The 22079-nt window shown below is 73.4% G+C and carries 15 protein-coding genes; 7 read left to right on the top strand and 8 right to left on the bottom strand.

All coding sequences use genetic code 11. The features are described from left to right. Positions 1-4 precede the first annotated feature (4 nt). A complete protein-coding gene (locus CRP52_RS28800) occupies positions 5-862 on the bottom strand; it encodes a sterol desaturase family protein (protein WP_097239060.1) in 858 nt (285 codons plus the stop codon). 274 nt (positions 863-1136) lie between these two features. Further along, positions 1137-2573, bottom strand: a complete 1437-nt coding sequence (locus CRP52_RS28795) for a helix-turn-helix domain-containing protein (RefSeq protein ID WP_257032900.1) — start codon at positions 2571-2573, stop codon at positions 1137-1139. Positions 2574-2941: 368 nt separating this feature from the next. Between CRP52_RS28795 and CRP52_RS28790 the strand changes: the two genes are divergently transcribed. Beyond that, positions 2942-6151, top strand: coding sequence for a M28 family peptidase (locus tag CRP52_RS28790; RefSeq protein ID WP_373560529.1), 3210 nt, complete (start codon positions 2942-2944; stop codon positions 6149-6151). A 101-nt stretch (positions 6152-6252) separates the two neighbouring features. Here CRP52_RS28790 and CRP52_RS28785 read toward each other — a convergent pair whose 3' ends face one another. Continuing rightward, positions 6253-7140 carry a hypothetical protein gene (locus CRP52_RS28785; RefSeq protein ID WP_097239059.1) on the bottom strand — a complete coding sequence of 296 codons (888 nt, stop codon included), beginning with the start codon at positions 7138-7140 and terminating at the stop codon, positions 6253-6255. 23 nt (positions 7141-7163) lie between these two features. Then, positions 7164-7784: a hypothetical protein gene (locus tag CRP52_RS28780; protein WP_097239058.1), complete on the bottom strand. Its 621-nt coding sequence runs from the start codon at positions 7782-7784 to the stop codon at positions 7164-7166. 205 nt (positions 7785-7989) lie between these two features. On the opposite strand from CRP52_RS28780, the gene CRP52_RS28775 reads away from it, so the two are divergent. From CRP52_RS28775 to CRP52_RS28760, 4 genes are all read left to right on the top strand, one after another. After that, positions 7990-9246, top strand: coding sequence for a cytochrome P450 (locus CRP52_RS28775; RefSeq protein WP_257032899.1), 1257 nt, complete (start codon positions 7990-7992; stop codon positions 9244-9246). 178 nt (positions 9247-9424) lie between these two features. Next, positions 9425-9931, top strand: coding sequence for a carboxymuconolactone decarboxylase family protein (locus CRP52_RS28770; RefSeq protein WP_257032898.1), 507 nt, complete (start codon positions 9425-9427; stop codon positions 9929-9931). A 192-nt stretch (positions 9932-10123) separates the two neighbouring features. Beyond that, positions 10124-11875: a penicillin-binding transpeptidase domain-containing protein gene (locus CRP52_RS28765; protein WP_097239056.1), complete on the top strand. Its 1752-nt coding sequence runs from the start codon at positions 10124-10126 to the stop codon at positions 11873-11875. Positions 11876-11999: 124 nt separating this feature from the next. Then, positions 12000-13121, top strand: coding sequence for a hypothetical protein (locus CRP52_RS28760; RefSeq protein ID WP_179852955.1), 1122 nt, complete (start codon positions 12000-12002; stop codon positions 13119-13121). Between the two features lie 202 nt (positions 13122-13323). On the opposite strand, the gene CRP52_RS28755 is transcribed toward CRP52_RS28760, so the two are convergent. From CRP52_RS28755 to CRP52_RS28745, 3 genes are all read right to left on the bottom strand, one after another. Next, positions 13324-14451, bottom strand: coding sequence for a glycosyltransferase (locus CRP52_RS28755; RefSeq protein WP_097239055.1), 1128 nt, complete (start codon positions 14449-14451; stop codon positions 13324-13326). Positions 14452-14491: 40 nt separating this feature from the next. Then, the gene (locus CRP52_RS28750) at positions 14492-15847 is read right to left on the bottom strand and encodes an ATP-grasp domain-containing protein (RefSeq protein ID WP_097239054.1); all 1356 of its coding nucleotides are present in this window, start codon (positions 15845-15847) and stop codon (positions 14492-14494) included. 77 nt (positions 15848-15924) lie between these two features. After that, positions 15925-17988: a PEP/pyruvate-binding domain-containing protein gene (locus CRP52_RS28745; RefSeq protein ID WP_097239053.1), complete on the bottom strand. Its 2064-nt coding sequence runs from the start codon at positions 17986-17988 to the stop codon at positions 15925-15927. A gap of 430 nt (positions 17989-18418) precedes the next feature. Between CRP52_RS28745 and CRP52_RS28740 the strand changes: the two genes are divergently transcribed. Both CRP52_RS28740 and CRP52_RS28735 read left to right on the top strand, forming a co-directional pair. Next, positions 18419-19222: a glycerophosphodiester phosphodiesterase gene (locus CRP52_RS28740; RefSeq protein WP_097239052.1), complete on the top strand. Its 804-nt coding sequence runs from the start codon at positions 18419-18421 to the stop codon at positions 19220-19222. Continuing rightward, a complete protein-coding gene (locus tag CRP52_RS28735) occupies positions 19219-20721 on the top strand; it encodes an MFS transporter (RefSeq protein ID WP_097239051.1) in 1503 nt (500 codons plus the stop codon). The genes CRP52_RS28740 and CRP52_RS28735 overlap by 4 nt, the downstream gene beginning before the upstream one ends. A 77-nt stretch (positions 20722-20798) precedes the next feature. Here the strand turns inward: CRP52_RS28735 and CRP52_RS28730 are convergent, their stop codons facing one another. Continuing rightward, entirely contained in the window at positions 20799-22004 is a 1206-nt protein-coding gene (locus CRP52_RS28730; protein ID WP_179852954.1) for a lanthionine synthetase LanC family protein, read from the bottom strand. Positions 22005-22079 lie beyond the last annotated feature (75 nt).

Below are 22079 nucleotides of genomic sequence, written 5' to 3'. Positions count from 1 at the left end.
CGGGTCAGGCGGACTGCTCGGTGGTCTTCGCCCGGCGCCAGGGGTGCAGCAGGGTGGCGCCGAGTTCACCGGTGGCGGGGAACGCAGCGGGATCGGTGAGGCCGACGGCCTTCGGCGCACGGCCGGGACGCCAGGTGAAGCTCCCGAACACGTGGTCCCAGAGCGAGAGGTCGGAGGAGTAGTGGCCGGCTTCGCCGAGGTCGGTGCTGTGGTGCAGGCGGTGGAGCTCCGGGCCGGCCAGGACGTGGCCGAGCGGACCGAGGTGGACGTCGATGTTCGCGTGGACGAAATACCCCTGAGCCAGAACGAATATTCCGACCACGAACACCGAATCCGCAGAGAATCCGATCAGCGCCAACGAGAGCTGGACCACGGACTGCGCGACGAAGACGTCCAGGAAATGGTTGACGCCGTTGTTCGCGACGTTCACCTTGTCCGGGACGTGGTGCACTCCGTGCAGCCGCCAGAGCCATCGGTTCCGGTGCGACCAGCGGTGCACGAGGTAGTCGCCGAGCGAGCCGACCAGCAGCGCGAGTGGGATCTCCACCGCGAACGGCAGTGCCGGGTGTGCCGGGCCGAGCACCTCCACCAGCGCCGTCACCAGCCCTTGGGCCAGTCCGCCGCCGACCATGCTCAGCACGAAGTAGACGCTGTACCAGCCTAGTTCACGACGGCTCGGGTGCCAGTCGGTCCGGTACGGGATCACCCGCTCCAGCACCGCCAGGTATCCGATGACGGCGATCAGGACGAGCGGGGAGACCCGGTCGGGTGCCCAGTGGAAGTGCAGGGTCGCAACGGAAATGGACAGGACACCCAGGAGCAGGAGCGGATGGGCGAGCCGGCGCGCAAGGGCTGAAAGCACGCGCCCCCCGTTCTTCGCGGACTAACGACTGGAAACGTCAGAGACTCTAGCGGGAGCCGCAAGCCCAGGAAGTCATTCGACGTGTTAACGCCATGAATGACCCGATCGGCGGAAGAATCGCGCACGAAGTTGACGCTCGAACGGCGTGAAGGGGGCGCATTTTGTGGCAGGAGTAGGAATTATCGGCGTGCGGCACCACTGTTCACCACCCCTCTTTGGTCGCACGCCCTCCCATGCGCCCCTGACGGTCGGGAGTCCCGAACGCCGCTCGCGGTCAGGACCGGGCCAGCTCCGCCAGCCGGTGCGCGGCGCGCGGTTCGTGCGCCGCGAGGCGTCCGCGCAGGCCGCGCAGCTCGTGCTCGACCAGCGCGGGCAGGGCGGTCGCGGGAGCGGCCTCCAGGGCGGGGGCGAGGATTTCGAGGGCCGTGCGCGGATCGTGCGCGCAGGCATGGCAGTCGGCCGCCCGGACGATGAACAGCAGTCGACTGGCCGGCAGTTGGTTCGGGCCGAGCAGACCCAGCGCGGTCTCGGTGGCGCTCAGCGCCCGGCGGGCCAGCCGCAGGTCGTCCCCGGCCGCGGCGAGATCGCGCAGCGCGGCGGCCGCCGCGGACTCGACCCGCATCCGCATCGAGGCGATGGAGAGCCAGGGCACGTCGACCTCGTCCTGCGTGCCGATGTGTTCCAGGTGCGCCCGGGCCAGACCGATCTGACGGACCGCCGCCCGGACGTCGCCGGTGAGGGCGTACGCGCGGGCCCGGCTGACCCGGTCCATCGCCCCGGCCCAGGGCCGGCCGGGGGCGATGCGGTCGATCTCGCGGGCGTAGCCGAGCGCGGCCTGCGGATCCCCGTCGAGCCGGGCCAGGATGCTCAGGTCGCTGAGCGTGCCGACCTGGGTGGCCAGGTCGCCGGCCAGCCCGGCCCAGGTCAGCGCCCGGTCGTAGCAGGCCATCGCGGTGGCGTTGCGGCCGTCCTGCATGCGCAGTGCGCCGGCGGCGTGGGCGTGCTCGGCCGCCAGCCGGGCCAGCGGTGCGCGCCGGGCGGCGGGCGCGGTGGCGAGCCGGGCGAGCACGGCGTGCAGGGTGCGTTCGACGGCGGCGGCCAGGCCCGGGCGGCCGCCGATCTCGCCGGCCCGCAGGTGGGCGGCGAGCAGTCCGGTGAGGGCGTGCGCGGTGCCGGCGTCCAGCGGCGGCGCGGCGGCCGGGTCGGCGAGCACCTTCGGTGAGCAGAACTCGGCGTAACGGGCCGCGAGTTCGGCGGGCCCGGGGACCTCGCAGCCCTCGGCGCCGTGCAGCGGGCAGAGCAGACCGTAGTCGGGCAGCCGCGCCGGGGACGGCAGGACGGCGTCGGCGGGTGGGACGGCGGCCGGCGCCCCGGCGGGCAACGGGGGGCGCAGCAGCGCGGGTGAGAAGGAGTCGAGCGCGGACAGCTCGGCGGTCTCGGCGTGCAGGCAGGCGGCGCTCAAGTCGCCGCCGGCGTCGAGGAGTCCGTCGATCCGGTCGGCGGTCCTGGGGGTGACCCGGCGGGTGCCGTGCTCGATCTTGCTGACCGCGGTGTGGTCGTAGCCGATCCCGGCGCCGAGTTGGGCCTGGGTGAGTCCGGCCCGGCGGCGCCAGTGCCGCACCCGGGCGCCGAACTCCCGCCAGGCGCCCTGGCCCTGGCCGGTCGGCCACGCCGGTAGCGCCGCCGCAGGGGCCACACGGTTCCGCTGCACGGCTGCCTCCCCGGGTGCGCCGTTCGTCCCCGGCCGGTCGCGGGGCCCGTCGGCGATTCCAGTGATTCCGACGACTCCGATGACTCAGATGACGAGGACGGTACTCGATGGCCACCCGCCCCGTACATGACGTGGTCTCAACCACTCGCAGAAAAGCCCAGCTTGACGCGAAGCGGAGGGGTCGGCTTGACGGAATTTGCCAACCCTATGCATCGCCTGCACCGGCCATTGACCCGAGCATGACGCCATGTGAGGGTTCGGGCACCCGAGCGCGGACGGCCCGCACGGCCGTCCCCCAGGCACGGCCTGCGGTGCGCCACCAGCCATGCCCGTCCGCGGTCGAGGACCCCCACACGCGAGGAGCCTCGATGCAACGCAGAGTTTCCACAGGTCGGTTGCTGACCACGGCGACCACCCTGACCGTGCTGGCCGGCATGATCGCCGCCGCCGCGGGGCCGGCCACCGCCGCGCCCACCCCCTCCCCCACACCTCCGAGCGCCCTGGCCGCCGCCGTCAACGCCGCCGACGCCGCGGCCGCGGCCGGCCTGGACGCCCTGGCCAAGGGCCCCGGCGAGACCTACGAGCGCCGCGCGGTCACCCCCTGGGTCGGCGGCCTCTACTCCGTCGCGTACGAGCGCAGCTACCGCGGCCTGCCGGTGGTCGGCGGCGACGCGGTGGTGCTCGCCGACGGGCAGGGCAAGGTCCGCGGCCTGCAGTCCGCCGCGACCGGCCCGGTCGGCGGCTCCGTCACCCCGCAGATCGGCGCGGACACGGCGGAGAGGACCGCCCGCACCAGGCTGCCCGTCGTGGACACGGTGGAGTCGAACCGGCTCGTCGTCCGGGTCAAGGACGGCAGCGGCGGCCGGCTCGCCTGGGAGACCGTGCTCAGCGGCAGCAAGGGCAGCGCCCCGAGCCGGCTGCACGTCTTCGTGGACGCGGCCACCGGCGAGGTCATCGACAGCTACGACGACGTCCGCGCCGGCACCGTCAACAGCAAGTGGAACGGCCCCGCGCCGGTCACCATCAGCACCACCGGCTCGGGCGGCTCCTACTCGCTGCGCGACCCGAACCGCCCCGGCCTGTCCTGTTCCGACTACAGCACCGGGCAGGTCTTCTCCAAGTCCAGTGACTCCTGGGGCACCGGCAGCCCGACCAGCAAGGAGACCGGCTGCGGCGACGCGATGTTCGCGGCCCAGAAGGAATGGGACATGCTCCGCGACTGGCTGGGTCGCAACGGGCACAACGGCAACGGCGGCAGCTGGCCGGTGAAGGTCGGCCTCAACGACGTCAACGCCTACTGGGACGGCAGCTCGATATCCATCGGCCACAGCCAGTCCAACGAGTGGATCGCCGCGATCGACGTGGTCGGCCACGAGTTCGGCCACGGCATCGACCAGTACACCCCGGGCGGCGCCAACAACGAGTCCGGCCTGGGCGAGGCCACCGGCGACATCATGGGCGCCCTCACCGAGGCCTACGCCAACGAGCCGGCGCCGTACGACAGCCCGGACTACACCGTCGGCGAGATGATCAACCTGGTCGGCAACGGCCCGATCCGGAACATGTCCAACCCCTCCTCGGTCAACAACGATCCCAACTGCTACTCCTCGTCCATCCCGCAGACCGAGGAGCACGCGGCGGCCGGTCCGCTGAACCACTGGTTCTACCTGCTGGCCGAGGGCTCCAACCCGGGCGGCGGCAAGCCCTCCAGCCCGACCTGCAACAACTCCTCCGTCACCGGCATCGGCATCAAGGACGCCGGCCGGGTCTTCTACGGCGGCATGCTGCTCAAGACCAGCGGCATGACGTACAAGCGCTACCGCACCGCCACCCTGACGGCGGCCAAGAACCTCGACCCGTCCTGCACCTTCTTCAACCGGGCCAAGGCCGCCTGGGACGCAGTCAGCGTGTCCGCTCAGAGCGGTGACCCGACCTGCACGCCGTCCGGCACCAACGACTTCTCGCTCTCGCTCGGCCCGGCGTCCGGCTCCGTCCAGCCCGGCTCCTCGACCACCGCGACGGTGAACACCGCGCTCACCTCGGGCACCGCGCAGTCCGTCAACCTGAGCGTCTCCGGCTCCCCGGCCGGCGTCACCGCGACGGTCAGCCCCTCCTCCGTACAGACCGGCTCCTCCGCCACCCTGACCCTGTCCGCCTCCTCGGGCGCCACGGCCGGGACGTACGTGATCACCGTCACCGGCACCGCCGGCGCGGCCACCCACACCGCCCAGTACACCCTGACCGTCGGTGGCGGGGGCAACCCCGGCGGGCCCGCGCCCGACATCGACGTGGCCAAGGTCCAGGCCCACCTGTCACAGCTGAACGCCATCGCCAACCAGAACGGCGGCAACCGCCGGGCGGGCAGCGCCGGGCACAGCCAGTCGGTGGCGTACCTCAAGGCCAAGCTGCAGGCGGCCGGCTACACCGTCAGCGAGCAGACCTGCACCTCCTGCACCTACCAGTCCGACAACCTGATCGCCGACTGGCCCGGCGGCCCGTCCGACCAGGTCACCATGTTCGGCGCCCACCTGGACAGCGTCGGCGCCGGCCCCGGCATCAACGACAACGGCTCCGGCTCGGCCACCCTGCTGGAGAACGCGCTCGTGCTCGCCCAGCAGAACCCGTCCCTGACCCGGCACGTCCGCTTCGCCTGGTGGACCGGCGAGGAACAGGGCCTGCAGGGCTCGCAGTTCTACGTCGGCCGGCTCGGCTCCGGCCAGCGCTCCGCGATCAAGGCCTACTACAACTTCGACATGGTCGGCTCGCCCAACGCCGGCTACTTCATCAACAACCTCACCTCCGCCGCCTCCGCGCCGATGAAGGCCTACTGGGACTCCCTCAACCTCCAGCCGGAGGAGAACGTCGAGGGCCAGGGCCGCTCGGACGACTACTCCTTCCAGCAGGCCGGCATCCCGACCTCGGGCTACGCGGCCGGCGCCAGCGACACCAAGACCTCCGCCCAGGCCGCCAAGTGGGGCGGCACGGCGGGCCGTTCGTACGACTCCTGCTACCACCAGTCCTGCGACACCACCGGCAACGTCGACGCAACGGTGCTCAACCGCAGCGCCGACGGCGTGGCCTACACCATCTGGAAGACCTCGGTCGGCGGCACCACGCCCGCCAACGACTTCTCCCTCGCGGTGAACCCGGCCACCGCCACCGTCCGGCCCGGTGACACCGCCACGGCGACCGTCGCCACCGCGACCACCTCCGGCTCGGCCCAGACGGTCAACCTGACCGCCACCGGCGCCCCGGCCGGCGTCACCGTCTCCTTCAGCCCCTCCTCGGTGCAGTCCGGCGGCTCCGCGACGCTCACCGTCGCGACCTCCGCCTCCACCGCGGCCGGCACCTACAGCATCACCCTCACCGGGACCGGCTCCGCCACCCACAGCACCAGCTTCTCCCTGGTCGTGGGCAACGGGAACCCCGACCCCGGCGGCACCTGGACTCCCGGCACCACCTACAAGGCGGGCGACACCGTGACCTACAACGGCGTCAGCTACGTCTGCGTCCAGGGTCACACCGCCCAGGTCGGCTGGGAGCCGCCGATCGTCCCGGCCCTGTGGCAGCCGGTGTGACCAGCGTGACCGGGGCGTTCTGACGCCACCTGAAACCGCTGCGCCGCGGTCCGTCGAGGGGGACGGACCGCGGCGCAGCCGTCTGTGCGGGGGCCCGGTTCTCAACCGGCGTGGAAGGCCACCCGGACGTCGGCGCCGACCGGGAGGACCAGCACGTTCCCGGTCTCCCACGTCCACTGCCGCGGGATCAGGAACATCCGGCCGCCCGCCTGCGCCAGCAACCGCAGGCCTTCGTAGCGGTAGCGGAAGTGCGCCCCGGCCTCGGCGGCCGGCAGCGGTGTCTCCCGCACCCCGGACCAGCCCAGCGAAAGCCGCTCCGACGTGTCGAGCACGACCGCCGGGCGCAGATGGAGGTTGTGGGAAAGCTGTTCGGCGTCGGCTTCCCCCTTCTCCTGGGCATAGCTGCCGACCGCCCAGTACGCACACAGTGCGATGATCGCCACCGTGACGCCCAACGCCGCCCGCTCGCCCGCCGCGGGGAACGCCGCGCCGGTGCCCCGCACGTTCAGCAGCCGCGCCAGGAGGGCGAGCAGCAGTGCGCCGCCGATCAGCACCGGAGTGCCCATCGGGCCCGCGTCGATCGCTTCGATCCCGGCCAGCAGGCCGAGCACCAGCAGTGCGGCCACCGGCAGGACGAGAGCCAGGCACACCCGGCGCAGTACCCGGGAACTCCCCGCACTGCGACGGGCTCTGCCGGACACGAGCGGGATCGCCAGGGCGGCCACCAACACCCCGCTGAGCACGACCCCGGCCGGCAGGTAGAGCGCCGAGGAGCTGCGCAGGAGCAGTTCCTGGGTGGAGAAGCCGATCGTCGCGGCGTCGATGCCGAAGTAGCTGTAGAGGGAGTTGGTGTAGGCGTAGCCGAAGAAGAAGAGCATTGCGGTGACGAAGGTGGTCGGGGCGATCCAGCCCGTGAGCGTGGCGATCCAGCCGCTCCACGGGCTTGCGGCGGGCCGTTCCTCGTCGGACGGCCGTTCCCCCTCCTCCACGGGCCGGTCCTCCCTGGAAGGGCTCAGGGCGCGCTCCCGCTCTCGGTGTCGGTCCCCCCGCTGCTTTCGTACGAGGTTGCGCCTCCGCCAGGGCTCGTCGATCCGCCACTCGGACCGGTCCCGCCGGTGCCGGGCGTGCCCGTGTCGGCCGTGCCGGCGACCGCTCCCGTCGCCTGGAGGTCCTGGCTCTCCCCGTCGATGGTCACCGTGTAACAGACCGGTCGAGTCGTCCCGCTCGACGTCGGGAGGGTGAACTCCACCGGTTCGCTCCCGGCGTCGGTCACGGTCACCGTGGCCTCGCTCGGGGTGGCGGGCGTGGCGTTGTCCGTGCAGTCGGTCACGTTGCTGATGACGGCCTCGGCCGGGGTGGGCGAGGAGCTCTTCAACATGACGACGGCCTTCGTGCCGGAACCGCGCGCACTGGCGGACACCGCGCCGGCGTTCTGGAAACTGCCCTGGATCTCACGCGCCTTGGTCCGCCGGTCGTCGGGCTGCGGGCCGCTGCTCTGCCCGTTGTCGGCCTGGCCGCTGTCGGAACCGCCTCCGCCCCCGCAGGCCGCCAGGGCCGGGGCGAGCAGGGCGGCCGCCAGCCACCGGGCCGCTCGGCGGGTCCAGCCGCCTCCGAAGTTCCGGGTCACGGGCATGCCCTCTCCCATCCGCGCAGCGAGCCGGGGCCGGTCGGCCCCGCCGCACGGTACCCGTTCGCATACGGCCCGGCGGGTTGCCGCGCGGGCTCCGGCCCGGCCGGCCACCCGGTCGGCGCAGCCCGGCCGACTCGGCCGGGCCGGCCGTCGAGCTGGCATAGAGTCTGAACGGACGAACCGTCAGCAGACCGGAAGGAACCCGCCCGTGAGCACGGAAACCCGCCCGGTACCGGAGTTGGGCCCCGAGATCGTCGAGCAGTGGCGGGCCGAGGAGGCCGAGCTGGTCGAGCTGCTGGCCCGGACACAGCGCGGCGTCGGCGGTGTCGCCGCGTTCCGGCTCGGCCCGACGCCGACCGTCCTGGTCACCGACCCCGCCGCCGTGCAGCACGTCCTGGGCCGCCACCCGGACCGGTACGTCAAGCGCTCGCACCGGGCCAGGATGCTCGTCGGGGACGGCGTGCTGTCCGCCACCGGTGACCCCTGGAAGCGCCAACGGCGGTTGCTGCAGTCGCAGTTCACCGGCACCGGGATGCGCAGGTACGAGCAGCGGATCGCCACGGCGGCGCGCCGGACGGCGGAGCGCTGGGAGCACCACCGGCGCACCGGGGAGACCTTCGACGTGGCCGAGGAGATGCGCCGCTTCGCCCTGGACACCGTCTGGCGGGCGCTCACCGGGCTGCCGCTGGACGACCGGACGGATCGCGAACTCCGGGCAGTGGAACGGGTGGTGGCCGCCATGCCGAAGCTGCCCACCGACACGGCGGACGCCCGGGACGCCGTCGCCGAGGACCTGGCCCGAATCGACGTCGTCGCTCACGCGGCGATCGACGCGGCGCGGGCGGGCGGCCCGGTGGAGGAGCCGGGCCTGCTCCGGGTGCTGCTGGAGGCGGGCGACCAGTACCCCGAGTACACCGACCGGTTGATCCGCGACGAGCTGGTCACCCTGCTCGTCGCCGGGCACGAGACCACCGCCACCACGCTGACCTGGCTCTTCCTGCTCCTCGACGAGCACCCCGAGGCCCGGACGGCCGACCCGCAGGCGCTGGTCAGCGAGGCCCTGCGGCTCTACCCGCCGGCCTGGCTGCTCCCCCGGCACGCCGTCGAGGACGACGTCATCGCCGGCCACCGCGTCGCCGCCGGGACGGACGTCCTGGTCTGCCCCTACCTCACCCACCGCGACCCCGCCCTGTGGACCGACCCCGAGCGCTTCGACCCGGCCCGCTTCGCCCCCGGCGCGGACCGCCCGCGCCAGCTCGGCGCCTACCTCCCGTTCGGCCTCGGCGCCCGCGCCTGCCTGGGCACCCAGTTCGCCCTCCGGGAGACCACGGCCCTGCTGGACCTCCTGCTGCCGATGGGCCCGTTGGAGTTCCGCGCCAAGCCGACGGGCGCCGCCTACAGCATCACCGTACGGCCGGACGGGCCCACACCCGCCGTCCTGCGCCCGGGCCCGGGCCGGCCCTGACCTCGACCGCGCGCACCGCGCCGCCGGGCCGCTCGCCCGGCTCACCACCATCGGCCCCGACGACGGGCGGTGGAACTCCTTTCGGCAGCGGTGTCACAACCGTGCCTCGGGATCCGTCGGAGCAGTGACAGCACCGCTGATCACGCCGACATCACGGCATCCCGAGAGGAACACCACGTTGACCACCCGATCGATCACCACCGAGATCCCGCAGCGCCCCCGCATGGCCCAGGACCCGGTGCAGCTCATCCCCGAACTCGCCGAGGTCTCGGCCGCGTTGTTCAAGGCCGTCGGCAACGGCTCGGTGCCCCGCAGCACCATCAGCCTGGTCCAGCTGCGCGCCGGCCAGATCGCCGGCAACACCTACCTGACCGTCCTGCACACCGGCTTCCTCCGCAAGGCCGGAGTGAGCGAGGAGCAGATCACCTCGGTCTCCTCCTGGCAGGACTCGCCGTACTTCACCGCCCCCGAGCGCGCCGCGCTCGCCCTGGTCGAAGCCACCCTGCAGCCCGCCGCGGACGGCGAACGCGTCAGCGACGCGCTGTACGCCGAGGTCGCCGGGCACTACGAGGAGAAGGCGCTCGCCACCCTGATGATCGCCATCGGCCAGGTCAACTTCTTCACCGCCATCGCCCTCATCGCCAAGCCCGTCCCGGGCCGCTCCTTCACCGATCCCTGGGCCTGACCCCCGCCCTCCCCCGGGAGGCCCGCCGGCCGAGTCTTCACGGCCGGCGGGCCTCCCGCTCTCGACCGATCCCGGCGCTCGGCTTAGGCTGGTCCGCGCCCGAACTGATCATGAACGGTTCGTCCGGGCGCGGCGGGCCGGGATGCCGGAGGGGGCAGGTCCGCGACAGGAGAAGGACCAGGGGGACCAAACATGCAGGACGAACAGGAATACGACGCGTACGAGGACGAGGCGCAGGAGCGGGCCCCGCGCCGGCCGGCCGCGAAGCGGATCCTGCTGGTGACGGCCGGCGGGGTGTTCGCCGCGCTGCTGGCCGTCGGCGGGTACGGCGCCTACAACATCGTGAACGCCGTCTCGAACGGCAACAGCTCCCCGGGTGCCGCCGGCCACCAGGGCTCCGCCGGCGCCGCGCAGACCCCGCAGGAGCCGGCGACGGCCGAGCAGGCCGAGAAGGTGTCAGCGGAGTTCCTGGCGGCCTGGAGCCGGGGGGACGTCGCGGCCGCCGCCGGGCTGACGGACAGTCCGGAGACGGCCCGCGCCGCGCTGGCGACCTTCCACGAGCAGGTCGCGGCCCGCACGCTCACGCTGACCGGGACCGGCCCCGCGCCGGCCGCCCCGGCGGGCCAACCGGCCGCGCCGGCCGCTACGACCTCGCCGAGCGCACCGACCGCGCCTGCCGTCGGCTTCCGCGCGAAGGCCGAGTTCGACGGCGCGACCGGCGCCTGGGAGTACGACAGCGCGCTGAGCGTCGTCCGGGCCCAGGACGGCCGGGCCGTCGTGCACTGGACACCGACGGTGATCCACCCCCGCCTCGGCCCGGGCCGCACGATCGCCGTGAAGGCGCTGCCCGACCCGGTGTCCAAGCCGACCGACCGCAACGGCAAACCGCTCGACGGCTTCCCGTCGCTGAGCGCCGTCCTGCCCCTGATCGCGCCCGCCGACGGCACGACGGCCGTCACCGGGCGGGCCGTGGTCGTCTCGGGCGGCGCCGGCAAGGAGCCCGAGCAGCTGTTCGTGCTGACCCCGCCGAGCGCGCCGCAGGTCAAGCTCACCCTGGACGCCGACCTCCAGCAGGTCGCCGAGGAGGCGGTCAAGCAGCAGTCGGCGGGCGGCAAGCCCGCCTCCCTGGTGGCCGTCCAGCCGAGTACCGGCCACATCCTCGCGATGGCCTACTCTCCGAGCGGGTTCAACCGCGCGGTCGCGGGCGGCCAGCCGCCCGGCTCCACCATGAAGGTGATCACCTCGGCCGCCCTGCTGCAGGCCGGGGTGACCCCGGACACCGTGGTGCCGTGCAAGGAGACCACCTACTCCCCGCGGGCCTGGCACAACGACGACAGCGGCGACTTCCCCTCGTACACGCTCACCGACGACTTCACCCACTCCTGCAACACCGGCTTCATCGACAAGGGCCTGGAGAAGCTGCCGCCCGGCACCCTCACCAAGGTCGCCCGCGACCAGTTCGGCCTCGGCCTGGAGTGGCACATCGGCATCCCGAGCCGGGACGCCACCATCCCGGTGCCGGGGACCAAGGACGAGGCGGCCGCCGAGTACATCGGCCAGGGCCAGATCCAGGTCAACTCGCTGCTGATGGCCTCCGTCGCCGCCACCGTGCAGAACGGCACCTTCCGTCAACCCGTCCTGCGGGAGGACGCCAAACGGGTGACGGCCCCCGGGACGCTGCCCGCCGACGTCGCCCGGGACCTGCGCGCGATGATGGCCAGGACCGCCACCCAGGGCACCGCCCGCGCCCCGATGTCCGGCCTGTCCGGCCAGATCGGCGCCAAGACCGGCACCGTCGAGGCCGGCAGCCAGGCCACCAACAGCTGGTTCATCGCCTACCGCGGCGACCTCGCCGTCGCCGCCGAGGTCGAGGGCGGCGGCCACGGCAACAGCGCCGCCGGCGTCGCGGCCGCCCAGGTCCTGAAGGCCGGCGGCAAGGGCTGACGGCCGGGCTCCCTCCCCTGCGGGGGGCAGGGAGGGAGCCCGATCGGAAAACCAGTTGCCAAGCCGGGAGTTCGGGTGCCACCATCGGCGCCATGATCACGAGAATCGAGCCCACCGACCGCTGGTGAGCGCCACGTCCGGGCGCCGGGCGCCCGCACCCACGAGCAGTCTGTACGACCACGCGCTGCGCCTGCACCGGCGGACGCCGGACGGGCCGCTGCCCCGGGGCGGGAAGCCGTACCCCGGCGGCCGTCGGCCCCGCCCCGAACCGCCCGAGGACTACCGCACGGCGGGCGTCCCGGTCGCACGCCTCCTGGACGAGCACTTCGCGCAGCCGCTGGCCCAACCCCGGGGGCTGGCGCAGGCGTTCCGCGAGGTCCACGTCCCGATCCACCCCGACGAGCACATCGCCAGGGCCGCGCACCGGGCCGCCCCCGAGCGTGCCCGGCGCACCGGGCGGTGGCTCGTGCAGCACGGGCACGAGGAGAGCACCGTCACGGTGGGGCTCGCCCTGCTCGCCGCGGTCGGGACGGCGGACGACGCCCCGCTGATCCGGACCATCGGCCTGCTCTCCGACACCTTCGGCCCGCTCGCGGCGCACGCGCTCGAACGGACCGAGGGCGGTGCGGCGCACCTGCTCTGGCTGGCCGACCGGGTCACGGGCTGGGGGCGGGTCCACGTCGTGGAGGCGCTGTGCCGGCTCGACGACCCGGCGACCCACCCGTGGCTGCTGCGCAAGGCGATCGACGGCGACTTCCTCAACGGCTACTTCGCGGGCAAGGTCGCCACCGCCGCCCGACTCCACGAGGCGCTACCCGAGTTGGGGCAGGACCGCGGACTGCTCGACCACACCGGGCAGTTGCTGCGGATGCTGACGCACAGCGCCGGCATGGGCATGGCCCTGCGGCACTACCCGCACGCCGCCACCGTCCTGGCCGCCCACGCCCGCCACGCCGGCGGCCCGCCACCGACCGTCGAACGCTTCTGCGTGGTGGCCACGCTGGCGCTGCACCTGGCCACCGAATCCGCCGAGTACTCCGGCTGCACCGAGGCGCAGCGCGAGGCGATCCTCGCCTCCTACCTCGCCCTCCTCGACCGCGAGGACTGGTACGCGACGGCCCGCGCCGCCCTGGCCGCGCAGAACAGCTGGCTGCTCTGGTTCGCGGACTTCAGCGAATCCGGACTGCGGCTGCGGGTGTTCGAGGACTGGAAGGCTGCCGCCGACGGCGCCGGGGAGGGACGCTGATGTCCAGCGGGAACGCACCCGACGCTGGGAGGAGGCGCGGATGACCTCCTCCCCACTCGGTGATTCCGTGCTGCGCGGTGTCGCCGCCAACCCGGCGCTGTCCGCCGCACGCCTCCACGCGCGGGGCCGGCGCCCGGCTCGGTAACGGACTTGTCCTTCCCGCAGCCTGGCACAGGCCCTGGCCGGCGGGAAGGACCTGCCGTCAGGCGAGGGCGGTGAGCTGCTTCGCCACCGTGGTGGGGCTCGGCATCCTCGCGATCTCGGCGCTGACCTCGCGGGCGGTGCGGGCCAGGGCGGTGTCGGTGAGCAGCTGGTCGAGCAGGGCCGGGCCGATCTCCTCGGCGGTGGCGCTGAGGCCGGCGCCGCGGTCGCGGACCGCGTGGGCGTTGATGTGGCGGTCGGAGCCGTCAGGCAGGGCGAGTTGGGGGATGCCGGCGTCGAGGGCGGCGAGCGCGGTGCCACTGCCGCCGTGGTGGATGGCGGCCGTGCAGGTGTCGAGCAGGGCGCGCCACGGCACCCAGCCGTGGGCGTGGACGTTGTCGGGCAGGGTGCCGAGGGTGGCGAGGTCGAGGTCACCGGTGGCCAGGACGAAGTCGGCGTCGGTGTCGGCGGCGGCCGCGATCACCCGCTCGATCCTGGTCAGGCCGTCGGTCTTGGGCGGTACGGTGCCCAGGGTGACCGCCACCCGCGGGCGGTGCGCGGGTGCGGCCAGGGGTACGGGGAGAGCGCCGTCGCCGTTGTAGGCGACGGGCCGCAGGAAGCAGCCGTACGGCTCCGGTCCGGCCATGCTCGGCGGGGCGAGGTCGATGGTCTCCGCCGGCTGGGGCAGCGGGTCGATGCCGTACCGGGCGAAGGTGTCCGCCATCTCGGCGAGCATCAGCGCACGCAACCGGGGGGTGCGGACGAATCCGAGGTCGTGCTGGACGGCGGGCACGCCCAGGACGGTCGCCGCGAGCAGGGCCACCGGGAACTGGTAGTCGTACACCACCAGGTCCGGCCGCCACTGCGTGGCGAGTTCGACGGCGGCGTCGGCCACCGCGCTGTTGACGTGGGCGGCGAGGGGGACGAAGGCCTCGCGGTCGGCCGAGTTGGTCTCGATGGTCCGCTGCAACAGCTCGGGCCGTTTGGTGCGGCCGGCCTCCCGGATCTCCCGGCCCCAGTCCACGCCCGGGGCGAGGGGCAGGTAGGGCAGCCCGGAGGCGGCGACCGGTTCGCCACCGTCCATCGAGGTCACCGCGACCTCGTGGCCGAGCTCGCTCATCGCTCTGGCCAGCGGTATCAGCGGGAAGAGATGGCCGGCGCCGGGCACGCCGGCGAACAGTACACGCATCGAAAGAACCTCGGTAGGGAGGACGACAGAAAGAAGGGGGTCAGCCGGCGGCGCGGTGCAGGGCGGCTTCCAGGCCGTTCAGCACGGCGTTGCAGTCGCGCTGCAGGGTGGCGGCGTCGACGGCGCTCAGCAGGTAGACCCCGAGCCAGTTGCGCGAGCCCGCGTTGGGGTCGAAGGCGGGCACCGGCTGTCCGGCCGGCATGGCGAAGGCGGGGACGGCCTCGATGGTGCTGCCCGGGGACAGCAGGCTCTGCCAGTCCACGGCCTGCGGGTTCCAGACCGGCCTGGTGCGCCAGGGCACGCCGAAGGCGTCGGCGGGGACGACGGCCACCGACGCGGCGGCGCGGATGCCGTCGGTGAGCATGGCCTCGGGGTAGTCGACCGGTTCGCCCAGCAGTTGCCGGACCAGCATGCCGATCGGGTCGAGGCCGAACACCTCGTGGACCTGGCGGGTCGTCAGCAGGCCGCCGAACCGGGCGGCGGTCTCGATGACCACCAGCTCGCCGTCCTTCATCAGCTTGAGCTCGGTGTGGGTGCCGCAGTTCTCCAGGCCGAGCGCGTCGACGGCCTGCCGCGAGACCTCCTCGATCCGGCGTTGCAGCGGTACGGCCATGACGGAGGGTGAGGTGCTGGCCACCTCGACGAAGGACGGGACGGTCGGCAGCTTGGCGGTGATGGCCAGCGGGCGGTAGACGCCGTCCGCGACGATGCCCTCCACGCTCACGTAGTCGCCGTAGCCGGGGTCCTGGTACCAGCCTTCGGTGGATCCCTGGGCGATCTCCTCGACCAGCCGGTCCCGGTCGGTGTCGGCGGCGTAGAGCTCGTTCATGCCGACCCGGCTGCCGGCCTGGAGGCCGCGCTCGATCTCGGCCCACGCCGGGGCGGCGTCCGCGGCCGAGTCGAGCACGATCTGGGCGACCGATCCGGCGCCCCAGGCGGGCTTGAGCAGCAGCGGGGGCGTGAACGCGGCCAGTGCGGCGTCGAGGTCGGCGAGGCTGTCGACCCGGCGGAACCCGGGGATCGGCACCCCGGCGGCGGCCCACGCCTCCCGCATCAGCCGCTTGTCCCGGGCGCGGACGATCCCCTCGCCGGGCCCGGCCAGGCCGAGCCGGCGGGCGGCGTGCGCGACGGCCAGCACCGCGAACTCCGAGAGCGTCAGCACCGCGTCGGCGCCGATCGCCTTCGCGTACCGGGTGATCAGCTCGACGAGTTCCTCGCCGCGCGGCGCGTCCGGCACCAGTTCGATGCTGGTGCAGCTGGGCCGCCACGCGTCCTGCGCGGTGGTGGGCAGCGGGGCCAGTGCGAGGACGTGCAGTTCCCCGCAGGCGGCGATGCGCGGGAAGGCGTACTCCAGCGGGGCGCCGCCCTTGACGTAGACGTACAGGATCCTCTTCAACGTGCTTTCTCCTGAGGGAAGTTCGCTCGGCCGTGGCGCACGCGGGGACGGTGACACCGGCACCCGCCGCGCGCGGGTCAGCGGGCGGCGGTGCGGAAGGGGCGCAGCTGCAGCAGGTCGATCCGGTCGCCCTCGATCGCCCACTCGATGTCGACCGGGTCGGCGTAGCTCTCGTCGGGCGAGAAGTGGGACTGCAGCAGCCGGCTGATCAGGGCCAGCCGGCCGACCAGGTCCTTGGTCGCGGGGTCCAGGTCGGTGCCGTCGGTGCCCAGCGAGACCGTACGGCTGCCGCCCTCCATGGTGTTGCACAGGTACTGGAGCGGGGCGCCCTGACCGGTGACGACCTCGGTCACCGAGCGCGGCGAGATGTTGACGTAGACGTCGCGGAAGTCCTGCGGGCTCAGCGGGTTGCAGGTGACCAGCACACCGCCGACGGCGGCGCCGACCTGCTCCTGGACGATGACGCCCATGCCGCAGTGGTCCAGCGGGATGCCCGCCTGCTGCCGCAGCAGGACGGCGCGGGGCGAGAGCAGCGAGGCCCAGACCTCCCGGACCGCGGCGAGGACGGCATCCGGGCCGCTGACGTTCGCCACCGATTCGTAGAGTCCGGCTGCAGAGAAGCCGGGCAGGTCCTCGGCGTTGGAGGAGCTGCGCACGACCACGAGCGGTGCGCCGTACAGGTGCCGGTCGAGCGCCCGGTCGATCTCGGTGCGGATCGGGTCGGGCAGCGGGGTGGCGCGGATCAGCTGCTGTGCCGCGCGGCAGAGCTCTTCCAGCTGCGCGGCCGCGGCCGCATCCGCCCCCGTCCCCGTCCCCGCCGTCCCCGTGCTCGTCCCCGAAGTTCCGTTCAGGAGCGCGGAGTCGAGCCGGTCGAGGGCTTCCCGGAGTTCGGCCGAGGAGTCGAGGAAGCGCTGCTGGAGCGAGAACGGCAGCACGATCCCGCGCGGCACGTGGGCGTGCTCCTTCACCAACCGCTGTGCGGCGGCGTCCAGTTCGGCCTCGTCGGCGTGCTCCGGGAGGCCGAGCTGCCGGGCCAGGTAGCGCAGCAGGTCGGCCCGGGGCGGGCGGGGGACGCGGTAGAAGCCGAGCCAGCGGGGCGAGCCCTGCTGGAGGAGGTGGGTGAGTTCGCCGAGGTTGGCGGCCTTGGTGCCGAAGCGGACGTGGTCGCCCGCGCGCAGGTCGGACAGCGCGGTGACCGGGGTGGGCGTGCGGTCGGGCCGGTCCACGGTGACGCGTTCGGCCGGCGGTGTCGGCGCGGCACCCTCGGTCCGCGGCGGCGCGGCTTCGAGGTGGAGGTCGGAGCCGTCGGCGTCGACCCGGTAGTGGACCCACCGACCGGCCAGCCCGGCCCGCTCGATCCGGTCGACGGCGTCGATGCCGACGGCGTTGGGGATCCGCCACCCGGCGGCCATCACGTTGATGTGGGAGAGCGGGGTGGTGTGCTCGGTGTGGATGATGCCCGACACCCGGGGAACGTCCTCGGGCACCCGGGGCATCACCACGATGTCGTGCCACTCCAGCGGTTCGGGGTCGGCCCGGTACTCCGCCTCCGAGCGGAACACCCGCAGCCGCCCGTGGGCCTCCCCGGCGTTCAGCGGCACGAAGGAGGCCGTGGAGTAGAGCTCGTGGGAGAGGACGCGCGGGATCTCGCTCTCCGGGATCCCGGCGACGTAGGCCTCCTGCCGGTGGTTGGCCGGCTTGAGGAGCAGCGGCAGCGCGGGGTCGATGTGGGCGCGCACCCGGTGGTAGAAGGCGCGCAGCATGTCCTGGGACATGGTGTCGACGTCGACGGTTTCCAGGGAGAGGAAAGCGGAGCCGCGCCGGTCGTGCAGGGCGAGGGTTCCCAGACAGAAACGGCGGTCGGGATTCCGGTAGACGTCGTCATTGAACGAATCGAGCCCGCGGGCCAGTTCGTCGATCGACATGCCGAGGATCTCGCACGCGATGTAGCGGACGTGGAGGGTGCCGTCGGCGCTGTCGATGAAGTGGAGCACCGACTCGGTGCGGTCGAGCACGATCTTCACGTAGGGGTAGCCGCCGACGGTGCCGGCGAGCCCCCGGAACTCCCGGGTGGTGAGCTTTTCGCCGGTCAGGCGGGGCCGCGTGGTCGCTTCGTTGCGATCCGAACGGGTCAGGCGCACAGTTCAGCCATTCGTCATCATGTACACGATCAGTGTGCAGCAGGTCAGAAGGTGGTACGGCTGCATACACACTGCCATCAAATCCGAACAACTGACGAATAGTCATGTGACATCAGGCCACCACGAAGTATTTCAGCCATGTGAACGGCATCAATTTGCCGTGGCGGCAAGTCAAGTCGTGGCAAAGGTCACAACAATGAGGCGCCTTGACGATCAAAAACGATCAAACATCGCCAAACTGTTAATTCTTGTACGATCTCCCGCCGGTCACGCCGACGGAACGACGGCGCCGGGGGACGGGCGCACCGCGCAGTGTGGAGGGTGCGGCATTACTGCTTGACAGAGTGCGTAATACTGTAACGCGCGCGGGTCCGGGACGGCGGTGGAGCCGGGCTGCGCGGCGTCCTCTCCCAGCAGCTCGGAGCACCACATGCACCCCTTCCTCGACCACCCGGGGCCGCTGGCCTTCGCCCACCGCGGTGGCGACCTCGGCCACCCCGAGAACTCGCTGGCCGCCTTCGAGGCCGCCGTCGCCCTCGGGTACCGCTACCTGGAGACGGACGTCCACGCCACCGCCGACGGCGTACTGGTGGCCTTCCACGACTCCCGCCTCGACCGGGTCACCGACCGCGCCGGAGCCGTCGCGGAGCTGCCCTGGGAGGCGGTCGGGCGGGCCCGGATCGGCGGCACCGAGCCCGTGCCGCTGCTGGAGGACCTGCTCGGCGCCTTCCCCGAGGCCCGGTTCAACATCGACGTCAAGGCCGCGCCGGCCGTCGCACCGCTGGTCGAGGCGATCCGCCGGACCGGCGCCTGGGACCGGGTCTGCGTCGGCGGCTTCTCCGACAGCCGGCTCGCCGCCGTCCGCGCCGCCGCCGGCCCCCGCCTGGCCACCTCGCTCGGCCCGCGCGAGGTGGCCCGGCTGCGGCTGCGCTCGCTGGCCGGGCCGCTGCTGCCGGGACGCGGGGCGCCGTACGCCGGGGTGTGCGCGCAGGTGCCGGAGCGGCGCCGGGGCGTGCGGGTGGTCGACGGGGCCTTCGTCCGGGCCGCCCACCGCCTCGGCCTGCAGGTCCACGTCTGGACTGTGGACGATCCCACACGGATCAGGGCTCTCCTGGACCTGGGTGTGGATGGCATCATGGCCGATCGCATCGACGTCCTGCGGGACGTCCTCGGCGAGCGCGGCTGCTGGACCGACGGCAGCACCGGCTCCAGCACGGTGATGGGGACCCCATGAGCACCACGAACCCGGCGAAGCACCTGCCGGACGATCCACCGGCCGACCCGGCGGCCCCCGCGGCGACGGGCGGCGACGACGGCCGTGCCCTGCGCCGGGTGCAGTTCGGCTGGTACATCAACGACTGGGCCAACGCCGCCTTCTCCGCCACCGTCCTGACGGTGTTCCTCGGGCCGTACCTGACCACCGTCGCCAAGAACGCCGCCGACGCGTCCGGTGACGTGCACCCGCTCGGCCTGTCGATCCGCGCCGGCTCCTACTTCCCGTACACCGTCTCCTTCTCGGTGCTGATCTCGGTCGCGGTGATGCTGCTGACCGGCACGGTCGCGGACCGCACCGGGCGGCACAAGGAGCTGATGTGCGGCTTCGCCTACGTCGGCGCGGTCGCCACGATGGGGATGTTCTTCCTCGACGGCGACCGCTACCTGCTCGGGGGCGCGCTGCTGGTGGTCGCCAACATCGCGTACGCGGTGTCGGTCGCGCTCTCCTACGCCTACCTGCCGGGCCTGGCCGCTCCCGACGAGCGGGACGCCGTCTCCTCCAAGGGCTGGGCGTACGGCTACGCGGGCGGCGGACTGCTGCTCATCGCCAACCTGGCACTGTTCCAGGGCCACGACGCGCTCGGCCTGTCCTCCGGCACCGCCGTGCGGATCTGCCTGGCCTCGGCGGGCCTGTGGTGGGCACTGTTCACGATCGTCCCGCTGCTGCGGCTGCCCTCCCGGGCGGGCGTCGCCCCGGGCACGGCCGGCACATCCCGTACGTCCGGTGCCTCCGGTACGTCCGGTGCCTCCGGTACGTCCGGTGCCTCCGGTACGTCCGGTGTCTCCGGTACGTCCGGTGCCTCCGAGGAGCCCGCCGCCGGCAGCCTGCGCGAACTGGGCCGGACCCTGAAGGGCATGCGCCGGCACCCGCTGACGCTGCTCTACCTGGCGGCCTTCCTCTGCTACAACGACGGCATCCAGACCGTCGTCTCCCAGGCCTCGCTCTACGGCAGCGAGGAACTCGGCATGGACCAGACCTCGCTGGTCGCCGCCGTCCTCATGGTCCAGGTCGTGGCGATCGGCGGCGCCCTGCTGCTCGGCCGGATCGCCCGGCGGTACGGCGCCAAGCGGACCATCCTCGGCTCCCTGGTCGGCTGGGTCGTCACCCTCGCGCTCGGCTACTTCATGCCCGCCCACCAGCCGCTCTGGTTCTACGCCCTGGCCTGCATGATCGGGCTGGTGCTCGGCGGCAGCCAGGCGCTGTCCCGCTCGCTGTTCTCCCACCTCATCCCGGCCGGGAAGGAGGCGGAGTACTTCAGCGTCTACAAGGTCAGTGACCGCGGCACCAGTTGGATGGGCCCGCTGGTCTTCGGCCTCGCGTACCAGATCACCGGCAGCTACCGGTCGGCGATCATCTCGCTGCTGGTGTTCTTCGTGATCGGCTTCGCGGTGCTGGTGAAGGTCCCGGTGCGGCGGGCCATCGAGGCCGTCGGGAACCCCGTCCCCGAGCGGCTGTGACGGGCCGGGCCCGGCGGCTCCTCGGCTCAGCCGACCGGTCAGGAGAGCCAACCGGCTGAGCCGGTCAACTGCGCCGGTCAGGAGAGCAGCAGGGCCCGGTCCCACCCGGGTGGCACGGGCGTCGTCGCGGCCAGCAGCACCAGCAGCACCCCGGCGGCGCCGTCGAGCAGCCCCGGGGTGAGCGCGGGGGCCCGTGCGTCACGGTCGTCCAGGCGTTCCAGGCCGTCCGGGCCGTCCAGGCGGTCGATCAGGCGGTCGATCAGGCGGTCGGCCAGGCTCCGGGCGGCCTGCCGGAAGGCCGGGGCCACCGGATCCCCCCGCTCCCCGGCGTCCCGGGCGAACCGGAGGGTGATCAGCAGCAGGCCGGCCAGGCCGTGGCAGAGGCCCGGCCGGCCGTCGACCCGCCGCAGCCCGGGCGGTCGGCGCAGCGCGGCCAGCAGCGTGTCGCGGGCGAGTTCGCGCAGGGGCGCGTCGTCGAGGGCGGTGCCGGCCAGCCAGAGCGCGCGGGCGATGCCCGGACCGCCGTGGCACCAGGAGGCGGGCACGGATCGGCCGTCAGGGCCGGCGTCCCGGTCCCCCGTCAGGTGCCAGTCCGGGCCCCAGTCGTCGTCCCGGCGGTGCTCCAGCAGCCGGTCCAGGGCCCGGCGGGCGGCCGCGCGCTGGCCCGGCACCTCGACGCCAGCCGACAGCGCCAGCGAGAGCAGCGCCAGCGGGCCGGCCGGGCCGTGGGCCATCCCCGGTGACTCGCCCGGGAACGCCGTCACCCGACGGCCGAGGTCGGTCAGGGCGGCGTGCAGCCGCTCGTCGGCGGCCGGGTCCTCCGTACGGCCGTCCTGACGGTCGAGCGTGCGGTCGAGCAGGACCGCGCCGCTCCCGGTCAGGCCGGAGCTGAGGTCCAACCCCCGGCGGTCGGCCTGCCCCGCGTGGTTGTCCGGCCGGAGGGTGAGCGGTCGCCCCAGCCGGCCCGCGGCGAAGGCGAGCCCGCCGAGACCGCCGAGCAGGCCCGGGGCGCGCAGGCGCATCCGCTCCGCGCCGCGGACGGCGGCGTCCAGGTGGCCGACGGCCACCGCGTGCCAGCCCTCACCGGGGCGGCAGAGGTCGAGCTGGTGGTAGGCGAGGGCCAGGCCCGCGCCGCCGCTGCCGAGGTCGGGCCGCACCGCTCGGGGCGCCGGGCGCGGTCGGCCCGCGACGGCGTCGACCAGCCGCCGGGCCGCGTCGGCCGCGGGGCCGTCGAGCAGGACGGGCCAGGCCGGGCCCGAGGAGCTACCGGAGTCGCCGGTCAACGGCCCCACTCCGTCGATAGGGGTGCTCTGATGATCGGGTGCTCTGATGATCGGGTGCTGTGAGGCGCCGGTGGC

Source organism: Streptomyces sp. 1331.2 (assembly GCF_900199205.1).
Classification (GTDB): Bacteria; Actinomycetota; Actinomycetes; order Streptomycetales; family Streptomycetaceae; genus Kitasatospora.
The sequence above is the reverse complement of the archived record's forward strand: the minus strand, read 5'-3'. Positions and strand labels throughout refer to the sequence as shown.

Bases quoted from the DNA above. Each gene is read 5' to 3' on its own strand.
- CRP52_RS28790 (WP_373560529.1), top strand. From the start codon at position 2,942: ATGCAACGCAGAGTTTCCACAGGTCGGTTGCTGACCACGGCGACCACC.
- CRP52_RS28780 (WP_097239058.1), bottom strand. From the start codon at position 7,784: ATGCCCGTGACCCGGAACTTCGGAGGCGGCTGGACCCGCCGAGCGGCC.
- CRP52_RS28765 (WP_097239056.1), top strand. From the start codon at position 10,124: ATGCAGGACGAACAGGAATACGACGCGTACGAGGACGAGGCGCAGGAG.
- CRP52_RS28755 (WP_097239055.1), bottom strand. From the start codon at position 14,451: ATGCGTGTACTGTTCGCCGGCGTGCCCGGCGCCGGCCATCTCTTCCCG.
- CRP52_RS28740 (WP_097239052.1), top strand. From the start codon at position 18,419: ATGCACCCCTTCCTCGACCACCCGGGGCCGCTGGCCTTCGCCCACCGC.
- CRP52_RS28735 (WP_097239051.1), top strand. From the start codon at position 19,219: ATGAGCACCACGAACCCGGCGAAGCACCTGCCGGACGATCCACCGGCC.